Below are 22,300 nucleotides of genomic sequence, written 5' to 3' on the forward strand. Positions count from 1 at the left end.
AAAAATGCTCCAATTGGCATCTAATTGGTGTACAAAAAGAAACAAAGAGGATGTATGGATCTTCCAACCCGATTACTGCTACTTCTAGAAGTCGTGGAACTTGGCTCATTTACCAAGGTTGCCGAACAGAGAAATGTTGATAGATCGGTGATCTCAAAACATATCAGCCGGTTGGAAGATGAACTTGGCGTTCGCTTGCTAAATCGCACCACACGTTCGCTCTCTTTGACTGCCGCAGGCAATGAAATGGTCAACCAAGCAAAATCACTGCGGGACCTACTGAGCAACACTCACCGCTTAGCACAGAATTACCATGCCGAACCCAGAGGCGTATTGCGCATCACCAGTACCACCTTGTTTGGCCGCCAGTATGTACAACAAGCCGTATTAGCATTTCAGCATCAATACCCGGGAGTAGATATAGAACTGCGCCTGGAAGACCGCGTGGTAGATATGGTCAAAGAAGGATTCGATATCGGTTTTCGTATAGGTAAACCCAAAGACTCAAGCCTGATCATCAGAAAGGTCGCACGTAGCAGGCTGCTCATTGTTGCCTCGCCTAAATTCATCGACAGGTACGGTGAAATCAATACAGTTGAACAATTGGAGTCTTTGCCTGCCACTGTGTATTCGGCACCGGGGTTAGTCATCGATAAATTCGGTTATCTCAATGAAAACAACGAGAGTCGGTCTTTTCAGCTAAAGGTGGCTTACAGAGTCAATGACGTAGAGATGATCACCCAAAGTGCCGTGGCCGGAAATACGTTGGCCGTTGTCACTGCGCAGATGATCGAAAATGAAATACTGGAGGGCAAGCTAATACCGATTTTGACACAGCTAAACCTCAATGATTTTGGGACTTTCTACGCGGTATACCCTCACCGTGATGCTCCAATCAAAACCAAACTTTTTATCGATACACTTAAAGATATTATCGGTGATGATGTACCTGTCTGGGAAAAACAGATCCCCAATTTTGGCAGTATGTATGGCAGGAATGAATGAGAGTGGATAAGAACCGATAGCAATCTATCATGGCTGGAAACCATTTTATTTTAGTAACAAGTAAAACAGGAAAACCAGCAGAGGGGATCTGCTGGCTTTCATGGGTTATCAAGCTACAAAAGGGCATAGTACTAAAAGAGCACTCTTGTTAGTCTCTTGAAACAATTACTCGCTGCTGATTCCTGCGCGCATGGTTGTTCCAATACGCTGCATTCAACAATCGATTCTCCAAGCGGTGTGCCAGACCAGAATCGAGCTCTTGGTTCTCCGCCAATATGGCTATTGCCGAAATCAACTGCTCAAATTCCGAGTTCAACACAAATTGTCCGCTCTCAATCAACATCGCAAGATGCTGCACTTCAGCGACAATAGCATTACCTGCCGACTCACTAATGGCACCGCGAGGGATATAAATTGTGGTAAATTTATCTTCCACGTCATTGAGCAGCAACGCTACTCCATCCATTAGGTGTTCTCCCGGATTAAAGGCCGGCTCTCGCCACGGCCCCTGGCTCAGGGCCTCGCGAGCTCCAGGCAATTGCTTTCCTTGCCCGTAAGCAAACATGTTGACTCCAGAAGTTTGATAACGGCCAGCTAGCACGTCCTGTACAGTCCCCATTGCATCAAGCATATGATAGAAAGAATAGATACCGGTATAGTAGATAGTCCCCTCAGGCATTAGCTTCTTGCTGGCGTTAACATGGTTATGAATACTGTCAAAATCATGCCCATATGCCTGAGGGATCACACCGTCTATGTCATCCTGCCAGTCGGCGATCAACACTTCTTCAGGACCTGGCTCCGGTGTTGCCGTAAACATGAAATCAGGATTCACACCTTTAGCCTGATCAGCCAGTTTCTTAATAAAAATGTTCTCCCTGTCACGGATCCATTCTTGGTACTCGGCAAATGCCTCGGCATCCGTTCGAAGAATTTCAGTGTCCTCAATACCAGATTCTTCCTGATACTGTGCTAGCGCACGGGAATTGAACGAAAACGAATCAGCATGCTCATAATGCGGATAGCGCATGTAGTCAATATTGAGCCCGGTAATCGCATATTTTTCCTGCATCTCATGGAAAATTTCGAGCATGTAATCTTGGACGTCATCTTGGACAATATCTAACCAAAAGTATCCATACCTGTTATCAGGAATAATCTCTTCGTCGACATTGCTATTCTGAATCGCTAACCAATGGGGATTTACAGCTATTTGAGGTGGAATAGGTTCAACCAAATTAGGAGAACCAATCATAAAACCATTCGTCCAGCCCTGCACGGTCATACCCAACTTTGCGGCTTCCCCGATATAAGCGGCAAGAATATCATTGCCATAGGGACCGTAGTTCTTATCGCTAAAATGCGGATGTTGTATTGTCATGCCGTAATCGGCCATTACCTGGCTCGGATAAATGGTATACCCCCAGAAAGTGACTTCCAGATAGATACTGTTGAATCCGGTCTTGTGCATTCCTTGCACGGTCTCTATCACCTCACCAAGGTTTTTCTCCTCAGGACGATGCCAAATACCACGCTGCTCAACCACTTCGGATTCGATCGTGTGGTAATAGGCGCTATCGGCATTTCGAGAGGCGCTCAGGTATAATTCGTAGGCAGATGATGCACTGTGAATACGTGCTTCATCACCAGCGGCTAAATCATCCTTGGCCTGCCCCAAATACCGTTCAGCAAGCTCCTTAGGGAAATCATAGTAACCTTGGTACGCACTGGCTATGCTATCTGCGGCATCACTGATAGCCATTTCAGCTTGGAATCGGTAACTATTCAAATCCGTATGTAGGATTACCTGCATGCTATCTTCATCCAGCTCCACATGCGTCCCAACAATGGAATACTCCGTTAGGAAAGAAGAAGCCGTACCGTGACCACTCAACACGAACCCGTTATCGGGGATCGCTGAATCAGCCCCACCAAGGCGAGTGATAATCCCATCCTCAACAGTGACTTCATAACCAAATTGATTCGTTTCTGTCGTCTCACCAAAGTCAGGATCATAGACAATCAGCTCATTGGTATCTCGCTCTTGGTTCAGGAAATAGGCATGCTTACCTGTAGTGGTAATTTCATCTTCACGTCCCCCCTCCTCGTTACTACTATTACACCCCACAATAGCCACGGCCCCCATTATTATTAAAGCTCTGGCTTTTGGCATCCACCGTTTTAGTAGCATGTTTTACCCCTCATAAGTGATTTGGTTTAATAACAGCGGAGCTTAAAATTAAGACCTAATCCATTGTTGAGGACCGTAAAGTCGGCCACAGGAATGAACAAAGGCTCATTTCTCTTTGATGCATGCTCACGCGATTGCACCACATGATAAATAGAAGTTTCAGAGGGAAGCTCATTGGTAATTTTAATATTCACACTTTGAAGTAATATCACTGATTAATAATATTTTGTGATCATTGCCCTGCTGGTATATCACATCAACGTTCAGTATGTTGATTGCAGATTACTCGCACTTCCAGTACGTAGACAATGACACTTAGCAGCCACTCTGCAATTCATAAATGCTGAGGATAATAAAACGCCCGGATGCCTGAATGACTTTAGGGCATTAAATAAATTAGTTCTTCTCAGGTTGGCCAGCAGCAAATACGAAAGACGATATCAAAGCTGGCTTTCGACCGAGGCTATGAGATAGAAAAACAACGACTCTGCATCAACTATACTGTTGTCAGTTCCCTTACTGCTAAAGACTCCACCAGCCTCTGCGGGGAGACGTTTTGAAAACAGACAACAAAGTCATCGTTGGATGGCGAGAGTGGGTTAGCTTGCCCCAACTTGGTATCGAGCGAATCAAGGCAAAAGTGGATACCGGGGCGAGAACATCCTGTCTACATACCTTTGCCATCGAGGAATTTCGCCACAACGACCAGCAATGGTTGCGGTTTTGGGTGCACCCAATTCAAGCAAACAACAAGGTTGTTGTTCGGTGCGAGTCTCGCGTGATCGACCAGCGAGTCGTCCGGGATTCCGGCGGGCATGAAACGCAGCGCTATATTATCCAAACGGAATTGGTTGCCGGTGACTCCTCTTTTCCCATAGAGATGACGCTTACTCCCAGGGATAACATGAGATTTCGGATGTTGCTCGGCCGAACCGCCCTTCATTCACGCATGATCGTCGATCCTGGCAAGTCTTTCTTATTATCAAAGGAGTAACTTATTGTGAAAATAGGTATTTTATCCCGCAATAAAGAGCTTTACTCAACACGTCGGCTTATCGAATCGTGCCAAGCGCGCGGGCATGAATACAAAATAATCGATGTACTGCGCTGCTATATGAACATCAACTCCACTTTGCCTTCCATTCACCTCAAGGGTGATGAACTTGCAGGTTTTGATGCCATTATCCCTCGTATTGGCGCATCGGTGACCTTTTATGGTTGTGCGGTTTTACGGCAGTTCGAAATGATGGGGGTGTTTCCGGTCAATGAATCCGTCGCCATCACCCGATCTCGGGATAAATTACGTTCGCTACAATTACTTTCCCGTAAAAATATCGGCATGCCGATCACGGGCTTTGCCAGCAAACCCGGCGATATCAAAGACTTAATTCACATGGTTGGTGGCGCTCCGGTCGTCATAAAGCTGTTGGAGGGGACTCAGGGCATTGGCGTTGTTCTTGCCGAAACCCAGAAGGCCGCAGAGAGTGTGCTTGAAGCCTTTATGGGGCTGAGAGCCAACATCATGGTTCAGGAATACATCAAAGAGGCAGGAGGGGCCGATATCCGCTGCTTTGTCATTGGCGATAAAGTCATTGCCGCCATGAAGCGCCAGGCGCAGCCAGGGGAATTTCGCTCCAACCTGCACCGCGGGGGGGAAGCCTCCCTGGTACGCATTACCCCCACGGAACGCAAAACGGCGGTCGATGCCGCCAAAGTCATGGGGCTGAATGTTGCTGGTGTGGATTTGTTGCGCTCCGAGCGCGGGCCGTTGGTCATGGAGGTGAATTCGTCCCCCGGGCTTGAGGGGATAGAATTGGCAACCGGCAAAGATGTTGCCGGCATGATCATTGACTACATCGAAAAAAATGCCAAACCCCAGAGGACCCGCACCCGTGGCAAAGGCTAGCCGGAATAAAGCTTTTCAATGCGGGGATACACTGGTGCCTCCGGGCAAGAGAATGAGTGTCGAGCTGGAGGTTGCCAGGCTATATACCCATGCCAACCTATCTGTCACATTAGAAGTCGTAAACGGCCGCCTCGCCGGGCCGGTACTTTTGGTCGATGCCGCTATTCATGGTGATGAATTAAATGGCGTCGAGATTGTGCGTCAGTTGCTGACAAAAATCGATCCCATGAAACTGAGAGGGACCTTAATCGCTGTCCCCGTGGTCAACGTGTTTGGTTTCATCCATAAATCAAGATACCTGCCGGACCGGCGGGATCTAAACCGCTGCTTTCCCGGATCGGCCCGAGGGTCTATCGCCGGGCGTATCGCCCATTATTTTTTCAACAATATCGTGATGCTGTGCACCCATGTGATTGACCTCCATACGGCAGCGATCCACCGGACAAACCTGCCACAAATACGTGCCAACCTCAGCCATCCTGTTTCTGCCAATATGGCGATGGCCTTTGGTACACCGGTAGTGATTGACGCCTCACTGCGTGATGGTTCGCTGCGCTCGGAAGCCGAAAAGGCAGGCATCGCTGTTATCACCTATGAAGCCGGGGAGGCACTGCGCTTCGAGCCATTTGCCATCACGGCCGGAATTAGAGGCATACAAAGGGTAATGCGCCATCTTGGTATGACCGCACAGGGCAAACTGACAAGGGCCAAACCACCCGTTGTCGCCAGAGCCACCCGCTGGATACGGGCTGACTTTGACGGTATCCTCCGCTCGCACGTCACTTTGGGCCAGAGAGTAGAGAAAGATCAAACCTTAGCCATTATTAGCGATCCACTAGGTAGTGACGAAGTGGCAATAAAAGCCCTGCAGGGGGGAATCATTATCGGCCAGCAAACTCTGCCCTTAGTCAACGAAGGTGATGCCATTTACCATCTGGCTTATTTTGAAGAGCCTGACAGTTTCGTCGAGGAAAAAGTTGAGTCGTATCTGGATGATGTCTTGGATGATATGGATAACGAGATCAAATCAGGTATTGGCAAAGCATAGCTTGCCGTTTCGATATTTTTCCAAACCACCGAGCTAGCCTTGCCGCACGCTCCAGCCACAAGCCGTTTGTTTCAATTAGCATTGGTTATTACCACCAAGCAAGGATCTTGCCTTAGCGAGATCCTTGCAGCTGTTCAGCCGTCCTTTGCTTTGCCGCCCCGGCCCAAACAGGGTTTACTCAGCCAAATAGTCAACCAGCTGCTTGGCCGTCGGCAACGCCGTCATAGCCCCTTTAGCTGTGGTCGCAAGCGCACCGCAGGCATTAGCCTGCTTGATAATACCCAGCAAGGTGGATTCATCTTGCCAATTATCAACGGTCACCAAGCCAGCCAGCAAACCACCGACGAAGGCATCACCGGCACCGGTGGTATCAACGGGGTTGACCGGCTTACCGGTGACCAGCACCTGTCGCTCACCCTGCACCACCAATGCCCCTTTCTTACCTTGCGTCACAATAACCAACGGCAGTTGGTAGTGCTGCTCAAGGTAAGCCAGCGCAGCTTGCAAATCCGTTTGTGCTGTCAGGAACAATAGCTCATCATCAGAAAACTTCACCACATCCGAAAGCGCGACCGCTTGCATCACTACGGGCTTGAGCTCAGAGGGTTCGGCCCACACTTCTTCGCGCAAGTTAGGATCAAAGGACACAAAGCCGCCAGCGGCTTTAATCGCTTTCATCGCCTCCAAAGTGGTACCGCGTGAGGGTTCGTTGGCCAAGGCAATCGAACAGGCGTGGAGCCACTCGCCCCGAGCAAAAGCCGGTACATCGTCCTTTGATGTGAATTGGTCGGCACTTGGCTTAACCATAAAAGTAAAGCTGCGCTCGCCCTCATCGTCCAGGTCAACAATGACGGTCGAGGTCCGGTGCTCCGGATCCAGCTTGATCAAATCGGTGCCAACGCCTTCGTCAAAAAGCACCTGCTTCATAAAACGGCCCAGCGGATCTTGGCCGACACGACCAAAAAATGCCGTCTCTCCCCCAAGTCGGGCAATACCCACGGCAACATTTGCCGGCGCGCCGCCAGGACATTTGAGGTATGTCCCTTCGCCTTCGGGGATAAGATCAACCACTGCATCACCTGTGACCCATACTTTTGCCATTCGCTAGTCTCCACAACATTTAACTGGGATAATTATTGCTAAACCGATTTAGCTAAACAATAAAAATAATCCTCAGTTCGAAAAAATGTGATCAAACTAAAATTTCTTACCCGTCAGGTTATCGTCGATAGCACTCAAAGTGAGTGAATATCTGGGATCGTCACAGCAAGAAGGGTTTGGCGTGTTTGCTGCCAAAAATGCTGATAGTCAGCATCTCGAGTTAGCGGCTGCCAACCCAATCCATCCAACAACGTGCTCAAGTGGCACCGGGTGGCGCTTTCCAGCGAATCATGGCCAATAAGAGACATGCCGAAGACCATTGCTCGCACCGCATAAGCGATAGAGTCTGCTGTTTTATCAGTGGGTAGGTCACCGCACTGCTGGGCGGTACAGATCGTTTCGACGAGCAGATCATTAACTTGCTCCTCCACTTCTGCATATAACTCCTGCATAGTGTTGGAGAGTTTAGTGCTGACCTGAGGGTCATTCAGCGACAGGACGCAGTAATGCAGCCTCGGGTATTTTTCCTGGATAAGCACATACACCAAGGCACAGCTCAGTATTCTTTCTCGAGTTGAACACTCGCCTTCCAGAACCTTTTGCATCATCGCCTTTTGCAGCTTCAGCGTTTTGACACTCAATGCAGAGATAATGTCCTCTTTGCAACTGAAATGGCCATACACGGTCCCTTTCGAGTATTCTGAAATGTTTGCCACCTTTTCCATTGTCAGCGCCTGAATGCCTTCCTTGAGCAAGATGTCATAGGCAATATCCAGAAATAATGATTCGCGCTGCCGCCTCTCCCTTTCCTTCCTCGTTAATTTACTCATTCCCTTCCATAACTCTGCGTAAAACAATTGCCAAGATAAATAGAGCCAAGCTGCACCTTCCTCCTTCAAAGATGCAGCTTTTCTCATCATACGGTTAGTGGATCTTTTACCGTAACGACGTTATCTGATGGAATCAACCAAGGCGCCAGCAGAGTGATTACGTAGATCGACATGATGCCACTGATAAACAAAGATAAGCCAACCAAAGTTCCCAAATCAACGATAGGTTTAAATTCTGAGAACAGCAGGGCAATAAAGCCGATACTGAACACAAAAACATTGGCAATTATCGAACGGCCCGACTGTGATAGCGCCTGTAATAACGCATCATCAATGGATAGCCCCTGTTCAACACCATGCTTAGTTCTAAGCAGATAATGAACGGAGTAATCAACAATACCTAGAATTAGGAAAGAAATAATCGCCGTACCAATATTCAACTCGATACCAAAGAAAGCCATGGTTGCGTAATAGATCACCACTGTTGCCGCCAGAGGCAGGGTACCGACTAATCCCATCTTCCAGGACTTCAACCACAGACTCATGGTGAGTACGACGGTTAAGAAAGCCAAGCCAATACTGAGTACCTGACCGGAGATCAGCTCATCAAGTACTGCTGTCCAAATAATCGGAGCGCCCGCCAGCTTATAGCTGATACCAGCCGGCGTATTTTCTTCCAGCCAAGGGATCAATACATCGAGAAAAGCTTGGAACTCACTGGCAACCGTGGTGTTCATGGTATAGAGCATCACTGTTTTGGAGAAATCCCCATTGAGAACATTAGTCAGGTCGCTGCCGCCCCCGTTCTCGTACATCAAGATTGACTGGCGAATAATATCCTGGCCAGAGATGGCTACTTCCTCAACCAAGCCGGTTTCTTCATCGATATCGGTAAATGTCTCCTCACGATATGGCAGGCGGTCGTACTCGGGGGCCATGTCGTTGAGCACCAGGTTCATCCGCCTCACGTACCTGGCAGCAGAGTAACTGAACGTAATATTTGCCTGCTGGTGGATGAACTTCTCCAGTTTGTCGACAAACATAATGGTGTCATAGTCAAGGGCGGCACCGGGCTCACCCGCATCGATTTCTATCCAGCCCGGGCTGGTTCCCGCCACATTGCTATTGATAAAGTCATCCGCAATACGAAATTCATTGTCCGGGGCAAAATAGCCACTCCCCATATCATCCACACTGACCTGCAGTGCCATTACCACTAACCCCGCCAGTACCGCTGAAGTCAGCACCATAAAGCGCGCACGGTAGGCAATAACCGGTTTAAAAAGGATTATCAGACAACGGCTGATGAGGTATGACTCACCGGGTTTGTTATCCTGTTTTTTAGCTTTACTCTTCGGCTTCAGCAAAGAGAGCCATGCAGGGATCAGCAGCAACGAAATAACCATCGCAACAAACATTCCAAATGACATACTCAGGCCGAAATTTTGCAGGTTACTGATGCTGGTGGTGGTTGAGATAATGAACGTCAGGCACGTTGTGATTGTCGTCAGAACAACCGGCGCTGTCATCAACCGCATGGTGACAACAACCGCCTGCTTGTTTGATTGCTCCTGGCGGCGCTGATGGTAATACTCAGCCATGACATGAATTGCGTCGGAGGAACAAATCGTAATTAAAAATACCGGTAGCACACTGGTTATCAAGTCAACGGGAATACCGACCATCGCCATCGCACCCATGGTCCATATTGTGCACATCACAACATTCACCATTGGGATGGCAACGCCAAGCCCCGACCGAAAAAAAGCAATCAGGATCAGCGCTATGAGCACCATCACTGCAGGTAACAGCGTCCCAAGGTCGCGATCCATAATTTTCTTTTGCTCGGCAAAGAAAACAGGAACACCACCAATGTAGACTTCATCTTTCAGTTGAGGGTTCGCGGCTTGGTATTCATCAACCAGAAGGCGGATGGCATCGTATGCCCTCAGCTGTCCCTCGGCATCATCCTGGAGCACGCTAACTTCAATAACCACCAGCCCAACGTGACCCAGTTTATCCACCACTCCCATTTCCATCAGCTCATTTTTCATGATCGCTTTTTGAATATCAGCCGAATTGCTGTCATTGTGGTTTAGCGTGATACTCGCGCGGAGTGTTCCATCAGGCTCAAGGAATACATTCTCAGTAGCTGCCATTCCAGCCATTTCTCGGACAGGATCAAGACGTTCAGCCAACACCCGGAGGTATTTCGCATCAGCCGCTGACAATGACTGGCCATGGCCGTCGGCGACGAACTGCCTGACGGGCGCGGCATCATCCTGGCCAAGTTCTCCGGCCAGAACACCCGCCACTAATGCTGCTAGCTCTGCATGTTGTGGATATTGTTTTTTCAGCAACGCTAACCTATCAATATCCGATTGATCAGCCAACATTATCTTTCGAGCCGATTGGGTAAGGCTAAAGATGGCATTCAAGCTTTCCTGGTTGAAAATAGTGTCATGGTTATAAAGCGCAATTAAAATAGAGTCATAGGTTCCCGTAAACTCTTCCCGCATTTCAAGCAAACTGCTTCTCGCCGGATGGCTCTCTGGCAATAAGTAAGGGTTACTGTCTTCCGTCAGATAGCTAATCTGATAGGTAAAAAAACCAGTAATCAAAACTAACAACAAGATTATTGATTTTGCATACTTGGACACAAAATTGATATATGAATTCATGACTTAACCTTCATCTCCCTGAATAAGCTCTTTAATCGAAGATATTTTCAGTCCATTTTTCAAAGCCCGCTTACTGAACTTGTTATTATCCAAACCGACGTTATATTCTAAATTATTAAAAATCATCTCTGATGATGTATCATTGACTAAGTTTATTGTTCTCGCGTTAGTAATTGTCCAGATCCCCTGAATAGCCTCGACTTCAATGGCCTCTTGCCGTTTGAATAGCACTTCCTTGGCATCGAAATAATCACTACGTACAAAAATCTCCCTCTCTTTGTCGACCCACCGCTTCACCTTGTGATAGCCGGTTTTGTTAATCACCTCCTGTGAGGAGGGAATTTGCTCGATAACCCAAGTCTCTCTGCCATCGATAATTTCTTCCCCAACAACAGTCGATTGATAGTCACCGATCCGAATTTTATCCAGATCATAGTATGAGAAGGTACTGCCCATAAATGACCCTCGCTTATCGTTAGAGCCTATCCGACGGATCTTGCGAAAAGCTGGTAAATACAGCCATTGGTCATCCGCACTGCCCGTCTGCTCTGGATAGGTATACATCAGAAAGCTGACCCCGCGGACATCGACTGAGTCATAGAAGTAAATATATGTCATTTCCTTATCGTCACTATCTTTCTGCAACATATACATATTTCTAGCTCTGACATTACCATCTAAATTAATTAAATTCAGTTCAACATCTGATATATATGAATAACCATCATCACGGTCACGAACAGAAGTTAATATACTGTCAGCATCAGGGGCTGCATGAGACAGGAATGAACTAAACAATAGCGCTGCAATAATTCCCTTTTTCATTTTTCCACCTTACAAATAATACGTTGTCGACACCCAGATCCTGTCGTTGTTTTTATATTGGCCAAAGAAGTTATTTTCATTGCCATTCAACAGGTCAACATTCAATTGCAACTTCCAAGTACTAGTGGGTATATAGGCCAGTTTCACTTGGTACAATCCACCGCCACCGTTGGCATCGGCATAACTTGCGGCAACTCTCGCCGTTAATTTGCTGGCCATCAAGCTGCCCTCCGCAGAAAGTGTATATATCTCATCAGACTCTGGGGCTGCCAGTTCATCTGACCAGCCACTGATATACCGGTCTGATACTTGGCCGGTGATCAGCCAGTCGCGGTAAAGGTAATCAATACCGAGCAATCCTTGCGTCGTATTATGCTTCTCCCTGGCAAAAGACGCCGTGCCATAACTTTGCTGGTAAAACCACGCTAACTCTGTACGCATAACAAAGTCGCCTAGCGAAAATGACAGGCTATTGCCCAGCATTCGTTGGTCATAGTACTTACCTACCACCTGTTGCCGCTCGGCAATAAAAACCGGATCGTCCTGATATCCCGCAAAAGCATAAAAGCTCGTATCGGCATCAAACAGGATAGTAGAGAGACGAAAGCCAAACTCACTGCCGTGAGGCTCGTCAAGCGGCCCCCCCTCCAAAGCCGGCATGGCAAACTCGCTACCACTGGCGGCGAACTGGTTCGGTTCGAAATCAAATAACCAGAGCAACTCCACGTCCCAGTCGCCAAGGGTGGACTCGGTCCGCAACATAGGCTGGGCAATCCGGTAATCATCAATATCAAACAATACAAAGTCTTTGAGATCTAACGGATTGACAACATCCGTGACCCTGAGATCATCGGCTTCTCCCCAAACAACTTTTTGGAACCCCAAATATATGAACCAATCTGCCCAACCCCACGACAAAAAAGCTTCATCGAGCCACAGTCGGGTTGCATATTCGTCCCTCGCCTTGCGGCTATACTGATTAGTCCAATCAAATACCGCGTCGTATTGCATCTCGCCATCAAAGTTAAATGTCAGAGCTTCTCCGAAATATTCGAACTTCAACCCCGCGGCATTGACTTGGGAAGTCAGCGTTTCACTGCCATGCAAACGTGAAGATGCTGCAACGGATAACCTTGGTTCAAGGTACCAGTCACTGGCTTGCACTTGGGGCACCGTTATTGCCCCAATGAGCAGGCCGGACAAAGCCGCTATACGCCACATCCGAAACCTCCATCAATTACAATCCCTTGCGCGGTAATCATTGCGGCAGACGATGATGTCAAAAACGCAACGGTATCGGCCACATCGCTATCTTTGACTAACTGTTTGAGGGGGATCCTTTTCTTTATTTGACGGATCATACGATCGACCGAGATCCCTAACGCATCCGCTTGGGGGGCCAGTTCACGGCGCAACATCGGCGTGTCCACCCAACAGGGCATCACGGCATTAACCGTGATTTTTCTCGGAGCCCAATCCAGTGCCAGGCTCTTAACCAGCCCCAATAAGCCATGTTTAGAGACGCAATAGGCAGAGTTGGAGACTTTTCCCGCCTTGCCAAGCACCGAAGATAAAATCACGACCCGGCCGTAAATATTAATATGGGGCTCTAAAGCTGCCAGAAAGCGCTGGGTCGAATGGAGATTTACATCCAGCACCCGATCCCACACCGACTGTTGGTCAATCTGATTTTCATTACTCAAGGCATGGCTAATGACGATCTTATCGACGCCATCTCCTCCACAACAGAAACCGGATACCGCAGCCCGCATTGCATGAATATCAGTGAGATCAATGCAGCAGAAAGTAATGCGTTTTATCTCATCAACGGTAAGCGATTGTTTTATAAGATCCAATCTGGCTTCATCAATATCAATCGCCACAATATGGCGCTTGGCCTGCATCAGCTCCGATTGGAGCACGGCAGCTCCGATCCCACTGGCCGCCCCTGTAATGACAACTATCCCTTTCATGTTTTTTCCCTACCTAGCCCAAGACAAGACCACCATCAACAGTCAGCACCTGCCCTGTGATGTAATGGTTAGCGGGGTGGGCCAAAAACAGAACGGCCTCAGCAATATCACTCGGTTCACCAAATTTTCTAGCCAACAGGCGTTGCTTCAATTGCTTTTCAAAGTTATCCAACAGCTCTCCCGTCATTTCTGTTTTGATAACCCCAGGCGCGACTGCATTGACCCGAATTCCCTTTTTCCCTACTTCTACTGCCAATGCCCGTGTAAGGGCTTCGACAGCCCCTTTCGAAGCGGCATAGTTTGTCTGCCCCTTATTAGCCCTAGCCGCAGAAACTGACGATAAATTTACGATGCTCCCGCTTCTTACGGGCAGCATCAGTTTCACCGCCTCGCGGCAAAACAGCATAGTGCCCACGACATTCGTCGCTAAAACCACTTCCATGTCGTTCTTTTCCATGGTGACCAAAAGGCCGTCGCGGGTTTGGCCTGCGTTGTTGACCAACACGTCAAGCCTTCCATACTGTTGCTCTATCCTTGCAAACAGTTCGGTCACAGCCGCCTCATCACTGACATCCAACTGGAGGGAAAGAGCCCGGGCACCGCATCTCTCAATATCTGTCATCAGCGAAACCGCCTCTGCTTGGTTGCTGCGATAGCAAAAAGCAAGGTCATAGCCTTTTTGGGCAAATGCCAATGCAATACTGCGTCCAATTCCCCGCGTTGCCCCAGTAACCAAGGCTACCGGTCTTGAAGTACTTTCGTTCCGTTCCATTACATCGACTCCGATACCTTAACTTTGCCTAACTTCATGCCGTGCTCACGCGCTCGCAGTGCTATCCACTTCACCTGTTCTTTGGTTAGATTGCCGTATGAGTAATGAGTAGGATATTGCTCCATGCCAAGCACTATGGTTTCAGCCATACAGGCATAAACCTGCCCCTCACTGAGATAGGCCCTTACCCTGGGATCTAGGCTCTCATTGTGTGGGGTTTGCACAATCCCTCCCCGGATACACCGGATATCTGGCCGAGCACCCAATACGCTGTCCGAAAGGTTATGGGGAACCGCAATATCACAAACAATGGCGCTTTGCTGGATCATGCCGATATCAATAAAAGCATCAGACGCATTCGAAGCACAGATAACAGTATCAGCCTGGTCAATTGCACCGACATCCGTTGAGATCAACACCGGAGCAACGGATAAATGCTGCTGGCACCAATCAAAAATCGCCTCTCCTGCCGTCTTATCCGGCATTTGGTTAAGCCAATTGGCTATGATTTCTTGATGTGGCTGCAAGGCCGAGGCGATACCTGCGGCAGGCTGACTTGGATTTTGCAAACTTTCCCATTCCGCTTGGTAGATCTGATATGCGACCTTCTGTAGTCGTTTCACTGAACCCTGTCGGCCACTTCCCACCAGCGTGAGTTGCTGGCAGTGCTCTGCAACGAGCAAACTGTATACCGACCCAATGTTGCCAGCCGCGCCAATGACGGCAGCAGAAACGATAGGGTGCCCCCTGTCTTGCGCGGCATTCAGCAGCGCTTCGTGGGCCATCGCTATGGTCAGTGCATTTCCGGTGGTCAGAGAAATACCAGCAGTCTGTGCTGCTTTTCCGTTATTCATCACAATCGAGGTAAACATCCCGAGTCCGGCGTGCCTACAGCCATCGGCTTTCGCTGCGGCCAACCTTTCATCAATTGCGGCGCGAAGTGGCTCCAATTGATTATTTTCAAGCTGCTCGCTAATTTGTTGGGAGGTTGAATTAATGGGATATAGGATAAAATCTACCGTCTGGCCTTGGCTGGACTTCATCCTGACGGGAGCAAACGGGGCAACCCGCTTATCAAAGGCAAAGCGCCTGACTAATTCATCACATTGGCCATCTGTCCAATGTTGCAAAGAGGCATCCACTTGGCGGAGCCAGTCACTGGAGATCAAATGGTTAACAAAGGCCACCTTACTATCTGCCGGCTGTGAATACTGCTGTTCGATCCCCAAAGAGCCGTACCATGGCCGGAAGTCTTTTGGCTCTTTAGTCGGATGGGGCTCATCATGAACCAGAAAATGCATCAAGTACCCTGTATCTTGGTACCTCAGGGCCAGGCACATCCGCTCGAGGGCATTGATGAGTTCGTCAATTTGTTGCTGGGTCAACAAAATAGTCGGCTCTATCCGGATCACATTGCCTGCGCTGGCTGGCGGAGCAACCCTGATCCCGTGTTCATTGAGCAAATACCCGGTTAACAAGTAGCCTAAGGCCCCTTGGTAGGCGGATGTCCGGATCAAGTGTGCTGGCGCATTATCCTGGGACTGGAATTCAATACCCAATAACAGCCCCTTGCCACGAATATCCTTAATCACATCAGGATAGCTCTGGTGCAGCCCCTTCAATGCCTCAAACAGAACTTCCCCCAGATCACGGACCGTGGATAGTGCCCGCCCATCATCTTCCATTAAACGGTCGAGGTATGCAGCAGCCAACTGGCAGGACATTTCGTCTTCGGCAAAAGTCGAACTTTGTAAAATATCAAAACCATCCGCATATTGGCCCGAGCGAATAGCCACCACCCCTAGTTTGGATAAGCCTGCGCCCAGAGCTTTAGACAGCACGACATAGTCAGGTTTTAAACCAATTAGGCTACCGGCAAGAAATGAGCCACAACGACCACTACCGGACTGCACTTCATCAGCAATGAGCGGGCAGCCGAGTGTATCCCTCACCCGGTGTAATACTTTTGCATCAGCTTCGGTTAGGGCATGCACGCCCCCTTCACCCTGGACGGGCTCAACCAATACCGCGGCAACAGTTGGAATAGCAACGTCTTCGAGTACTAGACCCTTTTTTGTTTTCTTGGGCAGCAACAATGATGGTTGATCTAACCAGGACGTATCTCCGTGAGTTAATGTGTCAAGCTGGGCAATAGACACAAACTCAGTCCGTAGACCCAACCGGCGAAATGGCTGGCGGTACATAAGACCGTGCGTAAGCTGGATAGATGTGGTGAGCTTGCCGTGGAAGGCATGCTCCAGCGCTATAAACACAGGAGGCTGCTGTAATACCGAGGCATTGTGCTTCCTAACATAGGCCAACACTTTATCGCAGGAAGCAGTAGCAAGCTCAGGGTACAACATTGCCTGGGCCTCAGTAAGCGACAGGGACAGCATGGCATTTTCTTCAAAGGCCAGCCCTAATTGCTCCAAGGCGCGATCGGACTGATTCGATAAAAGTTCTAGCTTTTGCCCCCGACTCATTTCACTGTGTTTGATAGCTATCTCAACACTTTCCGCTCCGGTCGAAGTAAAAGCACAACGGAATGGTTCCGACCAGCCTGTTTCTTTTCTCAACAAAGGCTGTAATTTTTCAGCCAAGGCCCCGGCACCACTGCGAATGGAAAACTGATGGTGAAAAGGGGTATTGGCTTGTAACAAACCTACAGCCTGCTGTCTGAATTCAGGGTCGTTATGACCAAACAACACAGCGCCATATCCGCCTAAAAGGTCGAGTACCTGCTGTTCAACACCTTGGCTATTTGAATAATATAAATATTGTCCTTCGGCACGATGATAAACTTTATCTAGCCCGATACTGGTAAGGGCTGCCGATAAAGAGGGTTTACAGTATTGCAGATAGTGATTCATTCGGTATCCCTTCTCAGTATTGCTCGCGCTGTGCGTTTGTTGCCATAATCCGCTTCGACAGACCAATGCCCCTGATACTGTTCAGAGTGCACATGCTGCAAGCTTTGTGTAATAGCCATGACAATACCGCCCCATTCCAATCCTTCCCGTTCACGAAACATTGCACCGTCAAGCCAAGGTGTGTTTTCCTGCGAATTTGAGCTAAAGCTATTTATCCATGCCTGTACATTGGCACCACGCCGTTTAGCATGGGCTTCGGACTCAAGAATCAAGACCGCCGCCCCCGTATGTTCCGTATTGATGGGCAAGGGTCTTTGCTCGGCGACCGCGGTATAGCAATCTTCGTCACAGCCCGACATGACAACCATCGCCACTTCCGCATAACCAGAGCTCAGCTGAAAGTAAGCCTCATCCAAAGCCGCTGCAGAGCCGGCTTGATCACGAATAAAGGCCACACCATCATTTTTCAGCCGCCATATTTGACTGATGATGCCAATCAGGTTGTTGCTCAGGGCTTTGGTAATTAGAAATGGATTGACTTGACGGGACTGCCATAACGTCGCAAGCAAAGACGGTTCAACGTGGCGATCCCATCCTTTCAATGCATCGGCGAAATCGTCAAAATCAGGGTGCTGGTATCCACTTTGTGCGGTATATAAGGCCACTTTTTCGCATAACGTTTTTTCATCCAATCCGCAGCTTTCAACGGCCTGATGGCAAGCCGCGACGGCGGTAGGTATTGAGCGGGTCGAGAACCGCCTTAATTTTCTAGGGATCAGTTCCGGAACGGTTTGGTTTTGCGCATCATGGTTTGAAGACGACTTAGGTAAAACCAGACCAAAGCCGGTAATTGCTATTGCTGATTTATTCATTGTACTTACCAAATACCAAGCTGGAATTTATGCCACCAAAACCAAATGAATTAGACAGGCAGTGAGTCAGGCTGTATGGCCTTGCTACATCCGGAACATAGTCAAGATCGCAAAGGGGATCTGAGTTCTGTAGGTTGATAGTCGGAGGAACAAGACCATGGTATATCGCCAGGACTGTTGCGATAGCCTCTGGCGCGGCCGCAGCTGATATCCAGTGACCAATCATAGACTTAGTTGATGAAACCATTGGCAATTGAGAGCTGTCTCCCCCCTCAGGGCTTACACCGCCATCGCCAAAAATCGTTTTAATTGCGGCCGTTTCGATCTTGTCATTTAACGGAGTCGATGTGCCATGGGCGTTAATGTAGTCAATCGCATCAGGCTTGATTCCCGCATCAGCCAAGGCGTTCACCATCGCTGCTTGTGCCCCTTTCCCATCGGGCCGAGGTGCAGTGACTTTAAAGGCATCCATTGAGCTTCCATAGCCTTGTACCTCGGCGTATATCCTTGCACCACGGGTCCTGGCGGAAGATTCACTTTCCAGCACCAAATAAGCGCCTCCTTCTCCAGCCACGAGCCCGCCACGCTCTGCATCAAAAGGACAACAGAGTTTATTTTTTCGGTGGTTGGCTGTTGCCGTTGCCCCTAGCAAAAACAATCCAGACATCGTCCTTGCATTCAACACCGAGTCAGCCCCACCGGCGAGCGCCTGTTGCAACTCCCCGCGCCTAATTGCTTGGAACGCAGCCCCTATTGCCTGCGCGGCACCAGCACAGGCACCGTTAATATTCACTACGGGCCCTGTCGCACCACTTTGGTGGGCGATTTGAACACTGATATTGTCATTGCCACTTTGCAGCGCGGAAAACTGATTGGCACCTGCCGCCATCGTCTGTTTCGAAAAAGCATGAATGCCATCTCGGTTAACTTGGCTGAGCTCGACATCATTAATTTCGGGCACACCGCTACAGCTGAAAACACCGATACCTTCGCCGCACCGAATATCAGCATCAGAAAGAGCTTGCTGCGCAGCCAAAGCCCCGAACAACACACGCCTTTCTAGAGGCTTTGTTTCGCCCGGCCAAATCGGGAAGGCCTGCAGTAAATCACAAGTATCAATGACTGATGCATATTGAACGGGAAATTCCGTACCCTCTACCTCTGGCCACTGCTCGATCCCATTCTTGCCGTGAGAAATAGCCTGCCAGAAGTCGGCTAGCTGGTAGCCATAGCTGCTGATCACGCCCATCCCCGTAATCACTACCTTTTGATTAACCATGCAGGGCTCCTTTTCCTTCACCAACCAGCGCGTTATCAGTTGATGTATCCCCAATCAATAGAAACACCTGTTGCCCCTGCAAGCCGTAACAAGCTACCAGCACATGCTGGCAGTTAAGCGGCACACAGTCTGGCGCTTTGAGTACTGACTCATCCACCTTTGCGGGCTTCGGGTTTGACAACGCTTGGTTACTGCTCAACATCTCTTGCCGCTTGAGGATTTCTAACGCCAAATTAACTCCAATCGCAGCTCCGGCAGGACCTGTGGTTCCTATCACGGTATCGAGTAACAACTGGTGTGCTCCGGGAAAGAAGCGGCTCATCGGCGCAACCATCTTTTGTGCTGGCTCTGGCAGTCCCACATGGATAATCTGCAACGGATTTTCAAATGATGTACCGGCATGGCTTTGCGCTAATTGCAGCGCAATCTGATCAAGCAAATATTGGCTGGCTTGGAAGTTGGCACTGAATCCACGGTGAACACTTAACAGAGCCCCTTCAGCTGATTGTGGGGATTGGCTAAGCAGTACCGAGGCCACAGCTTCGGCAGGACACCAGGATTGAGCACTGACGCCAGACAAAACCGACTGGTAGGCCAAGAAATACCAGGGGGTAATTTTTTGGCTTCCGCCGGAAACCAAGGCAACATCACACTGGTTTTCCGTCAGGTTAAAGTACGCCTCGGCAAACGCATTACCCCCGGCATCGGCGTGGGGTGAGTAGACACCATTCACACCTGTTATTTGCAGCCGCTCGGCAATATGGCTCGCCGTCGTCGAATTTAGCAGGGTCAAGCCAGACAAAGGTTTTATTTGGCAAAGCCCCTCACGGGCCAGCTGATTGTAATCGCCATGGAATGAAATTTGCTCCCCGTCATCATCACAATCAACAGTGCCCAAACCAAGAAATAACCCTGCTCTTCCCCCTCCTGCTTGGTCTCCAAAATACTGCCGCCAACTGTTAACGCTGTTCTCTATCACCCAGCGAGACTGTTTTTCCGATGTCTTACGAACGATGCGCGACACTTCTATTTGTTTTAAATCGGTATCTCTCAAATAGGCAGCCTGATCCGCAAGGCCTAGGCTGGTATTGTTATCGAGGGCAGTAACTGGGAAAGAGGCTTGCGAAAAAAACACCTCCCACCCCATACCTTCAGGTAACTGTTGTTGCCCTTGTTTTAAATATGCAGGCATCTTACGGGTACTCCTTGGAAAAAATTAAGCAACAATTTTCCCCGCCAAACCCAAAGGAATTACTGAGAACGTGATTGATAGCCTGAGAAGCTCCTCGCTTAACAATATTAAGCCGTGGCTCCTCCGGCTTTGGCTCAGTAAAATTAAGCGTTGGTAGCACCTGCTGCTTTTCAATGGACATTACCGACAACACCGCCTCAATTGCACCACTGGCGGCCAGCGAATGCCCTAACGCAGATTTTGTCGAAGTCACTGTAGTTGAGTTAGAAAACAAACTAGCTAGCGCACGAGACTCGGCTTGGTCATTGCTCACTGTTGATGTGCCATGTGCATTTACATGGCTGATGGCATCAGGTGACAATTGCGCATCTTCCAGAGCCTTTTCAATGCATTCACGATATAAGCTGCCATCCGGGTTGGTTGCCGTTAGTTTGTAGGATTCAATTTGCCTCGAAGCGCCACTAATATAAGCCAATACTTTTTTCCCTTGGCGTTTAGCAAGATCCGCATTTTCCAACACCAAAAATGCCGCCGCATCAGCAAGTACGCAACCAGAACGATCCTTATCAAATGGCCGCGATGTTTGTTCAGGCGTTGGAAATGTTTGACTACAGGTCGCACCCAGCTTAGTAAATAACAATTGCATAATCGGTTGTGTACCAAACTCAGAGGCACCACAAATAGCAACGTCGAGTTGTCCTTGTTGAATACGACGGAAACCAGACATGATTGCAGCAGCTCCAGCCGCGCAAGCATCACCGAAGACTAAACTTGGACCACTAATAGACAAACGAGATGAAATATATTCTGATATCAGATCTGGCTTTAAATGTTTTAATCGCTGCAACACCTTCGATCTATCATCATCTGCTATATTAACCCCTTTGTAGTAATCCCATAGGAAATTCAAATCTTTATTGTCTGGGAAAATTTTATTTACACCTAAAAAAAGACCTGCATTCTTTAGCATTTCTTTTTTAAGACCAGCAAAATGTACAGCCTGCACGACCGCATCAAAAGCCACATAGGTTCCTTCATAGTTATTATCATCACATCGTATGTGTTTATTTTTTAGTTTAGAAATAACAGATGAAGAAATAGGCGAGCTCACGATATTATCAATACCTAAATCAAGGAGTCTTACATCTTTCTTTATGGTCGACTCCCCATTGAAAAGTGCTGAGAATTGACCTTCAGCACTAAGGTGATCGCCAGTTATAAGCCCTATCCCTGTTACAGCAACAGTTTCCATGACACCCCTTCAGGCCTGGTTAGGCAACAGCTCTCAATTGTTCACAGAAAGTCGAAACATAGTGATGGATAACATCTTCACCAGACAACCCGCTTTCTTTAATAGCCAAACAGACATTTGCCCAATTAGAGACTGATGTTGAAAGATAGACTTCTGTTAGGCTTATCCCTTCAGATACTTTGTCTGCAGAGTATTTAAAAGGACTCAATTGCAACAGTTCAGCGCCTTTTGCAGTCAGGCGCTCATTTACCACGAAAACACTGTCTTCATCCGCAACTTCCAATGCATGAGCTATAACGCTTTTCTGTGGCATTTGAATTTTGAAAGTTTTCCCTAAGGAAAAAGAAAGGTCAACGATATCTAGGGAATCTGCACCTAAATCATCAACAAGCGCATCATCCAAACCAACTTCATCATTCTCTAACTCTAATACTTCAGCAATAATCTCAATGACTTTATCTTTAAATAACTTATCCATAAAATTCCCACTTTTAAATATCAGT

18 protein-coding genes are annotated in these 22,300 nt (G+C 48.4%); 4 read left to right on the plus strand and 14 right to left on the minus strand.

Going from position 1 to position 22,300, the window contains the following annotated elements; all coding sequences use genetic code 11:
- Positions 1-54 precede the first annotated feature (54 nt).
- Positions 55-1,005 (plus strand): LysR family transcriptional regulator, encoded by a 951-nt coding sequence (locus tag PTW35_RS25555; protein WP_281028017.1) that lies wholly within the window; start codon positions 55-57, stop codon positions 1,003-1,005.
- A gap of 148 nt (positions 1,006-1,153) precedes the next feature.
- Here the strand turns inward: PTW35_RS25555 and PTW35_RS25560 are convergent, their stop codons facing one another.
- Entirely contained in the window at positions 1,154-3,196 is a 2,043-nt protein-coding gene (locus PTW35_RS25560) for a family 10 glycosylhydrolase (RefSeq protein ID WP_281028018.1), read from the minus strand.
- A gap of 556 nt (positions 3,197-3,752) precedes the next feature.
- On the opposite strand from PTW35_RS25560, the gene PTW35_RS25565 reads away from it, so the two are divergent.
- From PTW35_RS25565 to PTW35_RS25575, 3 genes are read left to right on the plus strand one after another with little or no spacing between them, the layout of a single operon-like run.
- Positions 3,753-4,190, plus strand: coding sequence for an ATP-dependent zinc protease (locus PTW35_RS25565; protein WP_281028019.1), 438 nt, complete (start codon positions 3,753-3,755; stop codon positions 4,188-4,190).
- A 6-nt stretch (positions 4,191-4,196) separates the two neighbouring features.
- Complete coding sequence (gene rimK, locus PTW35_RS25570) at positions 4,197-5,102, plus strand: 30S ribosomal protein S6--L-glutamate ligase (RefSeq protein ID WP_281028020.1); 906 nt, start codon at positions 4,197-4,199, stop codon at positions 5,100-5,102.
- A complete protein-coding gene (locus tag PTW35_RS25575) occupies positions 5,089-6,150 on the plus strand; it encodes a succinylglutamate desuccinylase/aspartoacylase family protein (RefSeq protein WP_281028021.1) in 1,062 nt (353 codons plus the stop codon). Before rimK ends, PTW35_RS25575 begins: the two co-directional genes overlap by 14 nt.
- Positions 6,151-6,324: 174 nt before the next feature.
- On the opposite strand, the gene PTW35_RS25580 is transcribed toward PTW35_RS25575, so the two are convergent.
- From PTW35_RS25580 to PTW35_RS25640, 13 genes are all read right to left on the minus strand, one after another.
- Positions 6,325-7,251 carry an aminoimidazole riboside kinase gene (locus PTW35_RS25580; protein ID WP_281028022.1) on the minus strand — a complete coding sequence of 309 codons (927 nt, stop codon included), beginning with the start codon at positions 7,249-7,251 and terminating at the stop codon, positions 6,325-6,327.
- A gap of 134 nt (positions 7,252-7,385) precedes the next feature.
- Positions 7,386-8,081: a TetR/AcrR family transcriptional regulator gene (locus tag PTW35_RS25585; RefSeq protein WP_281028023.1), complete on the minus strand. Its 696-nt coding sequence runs from the start codon at positions 8,079-8,081 to the stop codon at positions 7,386-7,388.
- An 86-nt stretch (positions 8,082-8,167) separates the two neighbouring features.
- Entirely contained in the window at positions 8,168-10,762 is a 2,595-nt protein-coding gene (locus tag PTW35_RS25590; protein ID WP_281028024.1) for an MMPL family transporter, read from the minus strand.
- Positions 10,763-10,765: 3 nt separating this feature from the next.
- The gene (locus PTW35_RS25595) at positions 10,766-11,587 is read right to left on the minus strand and encodes an outer membrane lipoprotein-sorting protein (protein ID WP_281028025.1); all 822 of its coding nucleotides are present in this window, start codon (positions 11,585-11,587) and stop codon (positions 10,766-10,768) included.
- 9 nt (positions 11,588-11,596) lie between these two features.
- The gene (locus PTW35_RS25600) at positions 11,597-12,808 is read right to left on the minus strand and encodes a hypothetical protein (RefSeq protein WP_281028026.1); all 1,212 of its coding nucleotides are present in this window, start codon (positions 12,806-12,808) and stop codon (positions 11,597-11,599) included.
- Positions 12,796-13,560 (minus strand): SDR family oxidoreductase, encoded by a 765-nt coding sequence (locus tag PTW35_RS25605; RefSeq protein WP_281028027.1) that lies wholly within the window; start codon positions 13,558-13,560, stop codon positions 12,796-12,798. Before PTW35_RS25605 ends, PTW35_RS25600 begins: the two co-directional genes overlap by 13 nt.
- A gap of 13 nt (positions 13,561-13,573) precedes the next feature.
- Positions 13,574-14,332 (minus strand): SDR family oxidoreductase, encoded by a 759-nt coding sequence (locus tag PTW35_RS25610; protein ID WP_281028028.1) that lies wholly within the window; start codon positions 14,330-14,332, stop codon positions 13,574-13,576.
- Positions 14,332-17,202, minus strand: coding sequence for an aminotransferase class III-fold pyridoxal phosphate-dependent enzyme (locus PTW35_RS25615; protein WP_281028029.1), 2,871 nt, complete (start codon positions 17,200-17,202; stop codon positions 14,332-14,334). The genes PTW35_RS25610 and PTW35_RS25615 overlap by 1 nt, the downstream gene beginning before the upstream one ends.
- Positions 17,199-18,074, minus strand: a complete 876-nt coding sequence (locus PTW35_RS25620) for a hypothetical protein (RefSeq protein ID WP_281028030.1) — start codon at positions 18,072-18,074, stop codon at positions 17,199-17,201. Before PTW35_RS25620 ends, PTW35_RS25615 begins: the two co-directional genes overlap by 4 nt.
- On the minus strand, positions 18,067-19,353 hold the full coding sequence (locus PTW35_RS25625) for a beta-ketoacyl-[acyl-carrier-protein] synthase family protein (RefSeq protein ID WP_281028031.1): 1,287 nt from the start codon (positions 19,351-19,353) through the stop codon (positions 18,067-18,069). The genes PTW35_RS25620 and PTW35_RS25625 overlap by 8 nt, the downstream gene beginning before the upstream one ends.
- A complete protein-coding gene (locus PTW35_RS25630) occupies positions 19,346-20,545 on the minus strand; it encodes a beta-ketoacyl synthase N-terminal-like domain-containing protein (RefSeq protein ID WP_281028032.1) in 1,200 nt (399 codons plus the stop codon). Before PTW35_RS25630 ends, PTW35_RS25625 begins: the two co-directional genes overlap by 8 nt.
- A gap of 1 nt (position 20,546) precedes the next feature.
- The gene (locus PTW35_RS25635) at positions 20,547-21,797 is read right to left on the minus strand and encodes a beta-ketoacyl-[acyl-carrier-protein] synthase family protein (RefSeq protein WP_281028033.1); all 1,251 of its coding nucleotides are present in this window, start codon (positions 21,795-21,797) and stop codon (positions 20,547-20,549) included.
- Between the two features lie 19 nt (positions 21,798-21,816).
- The gene (locus PTW35_RS25640) at positions 21,817-22,275 is read right to left on the minus strand and encodes an acyl carrier protein (protein WP_281028034.1); all 459 of its coding nucleotides are present in this window, start codon (positions 22,273-22,275) and stop codon (positions 21,817-21,819) included.
- Positions 22,276-22,300: the final 25 nt, after the last annotated feature.

Origin of the sequence: Photobacterium sp. DA100, from assembly GCF_029223585.1 — a bacterium.
In the GTDB taxonomy this organism is placed as follows: Bacteria; Pseudomonadota; Gammaproteobacteria; order Enterobacterales; family Vibrionaceae; genus Photobacterium.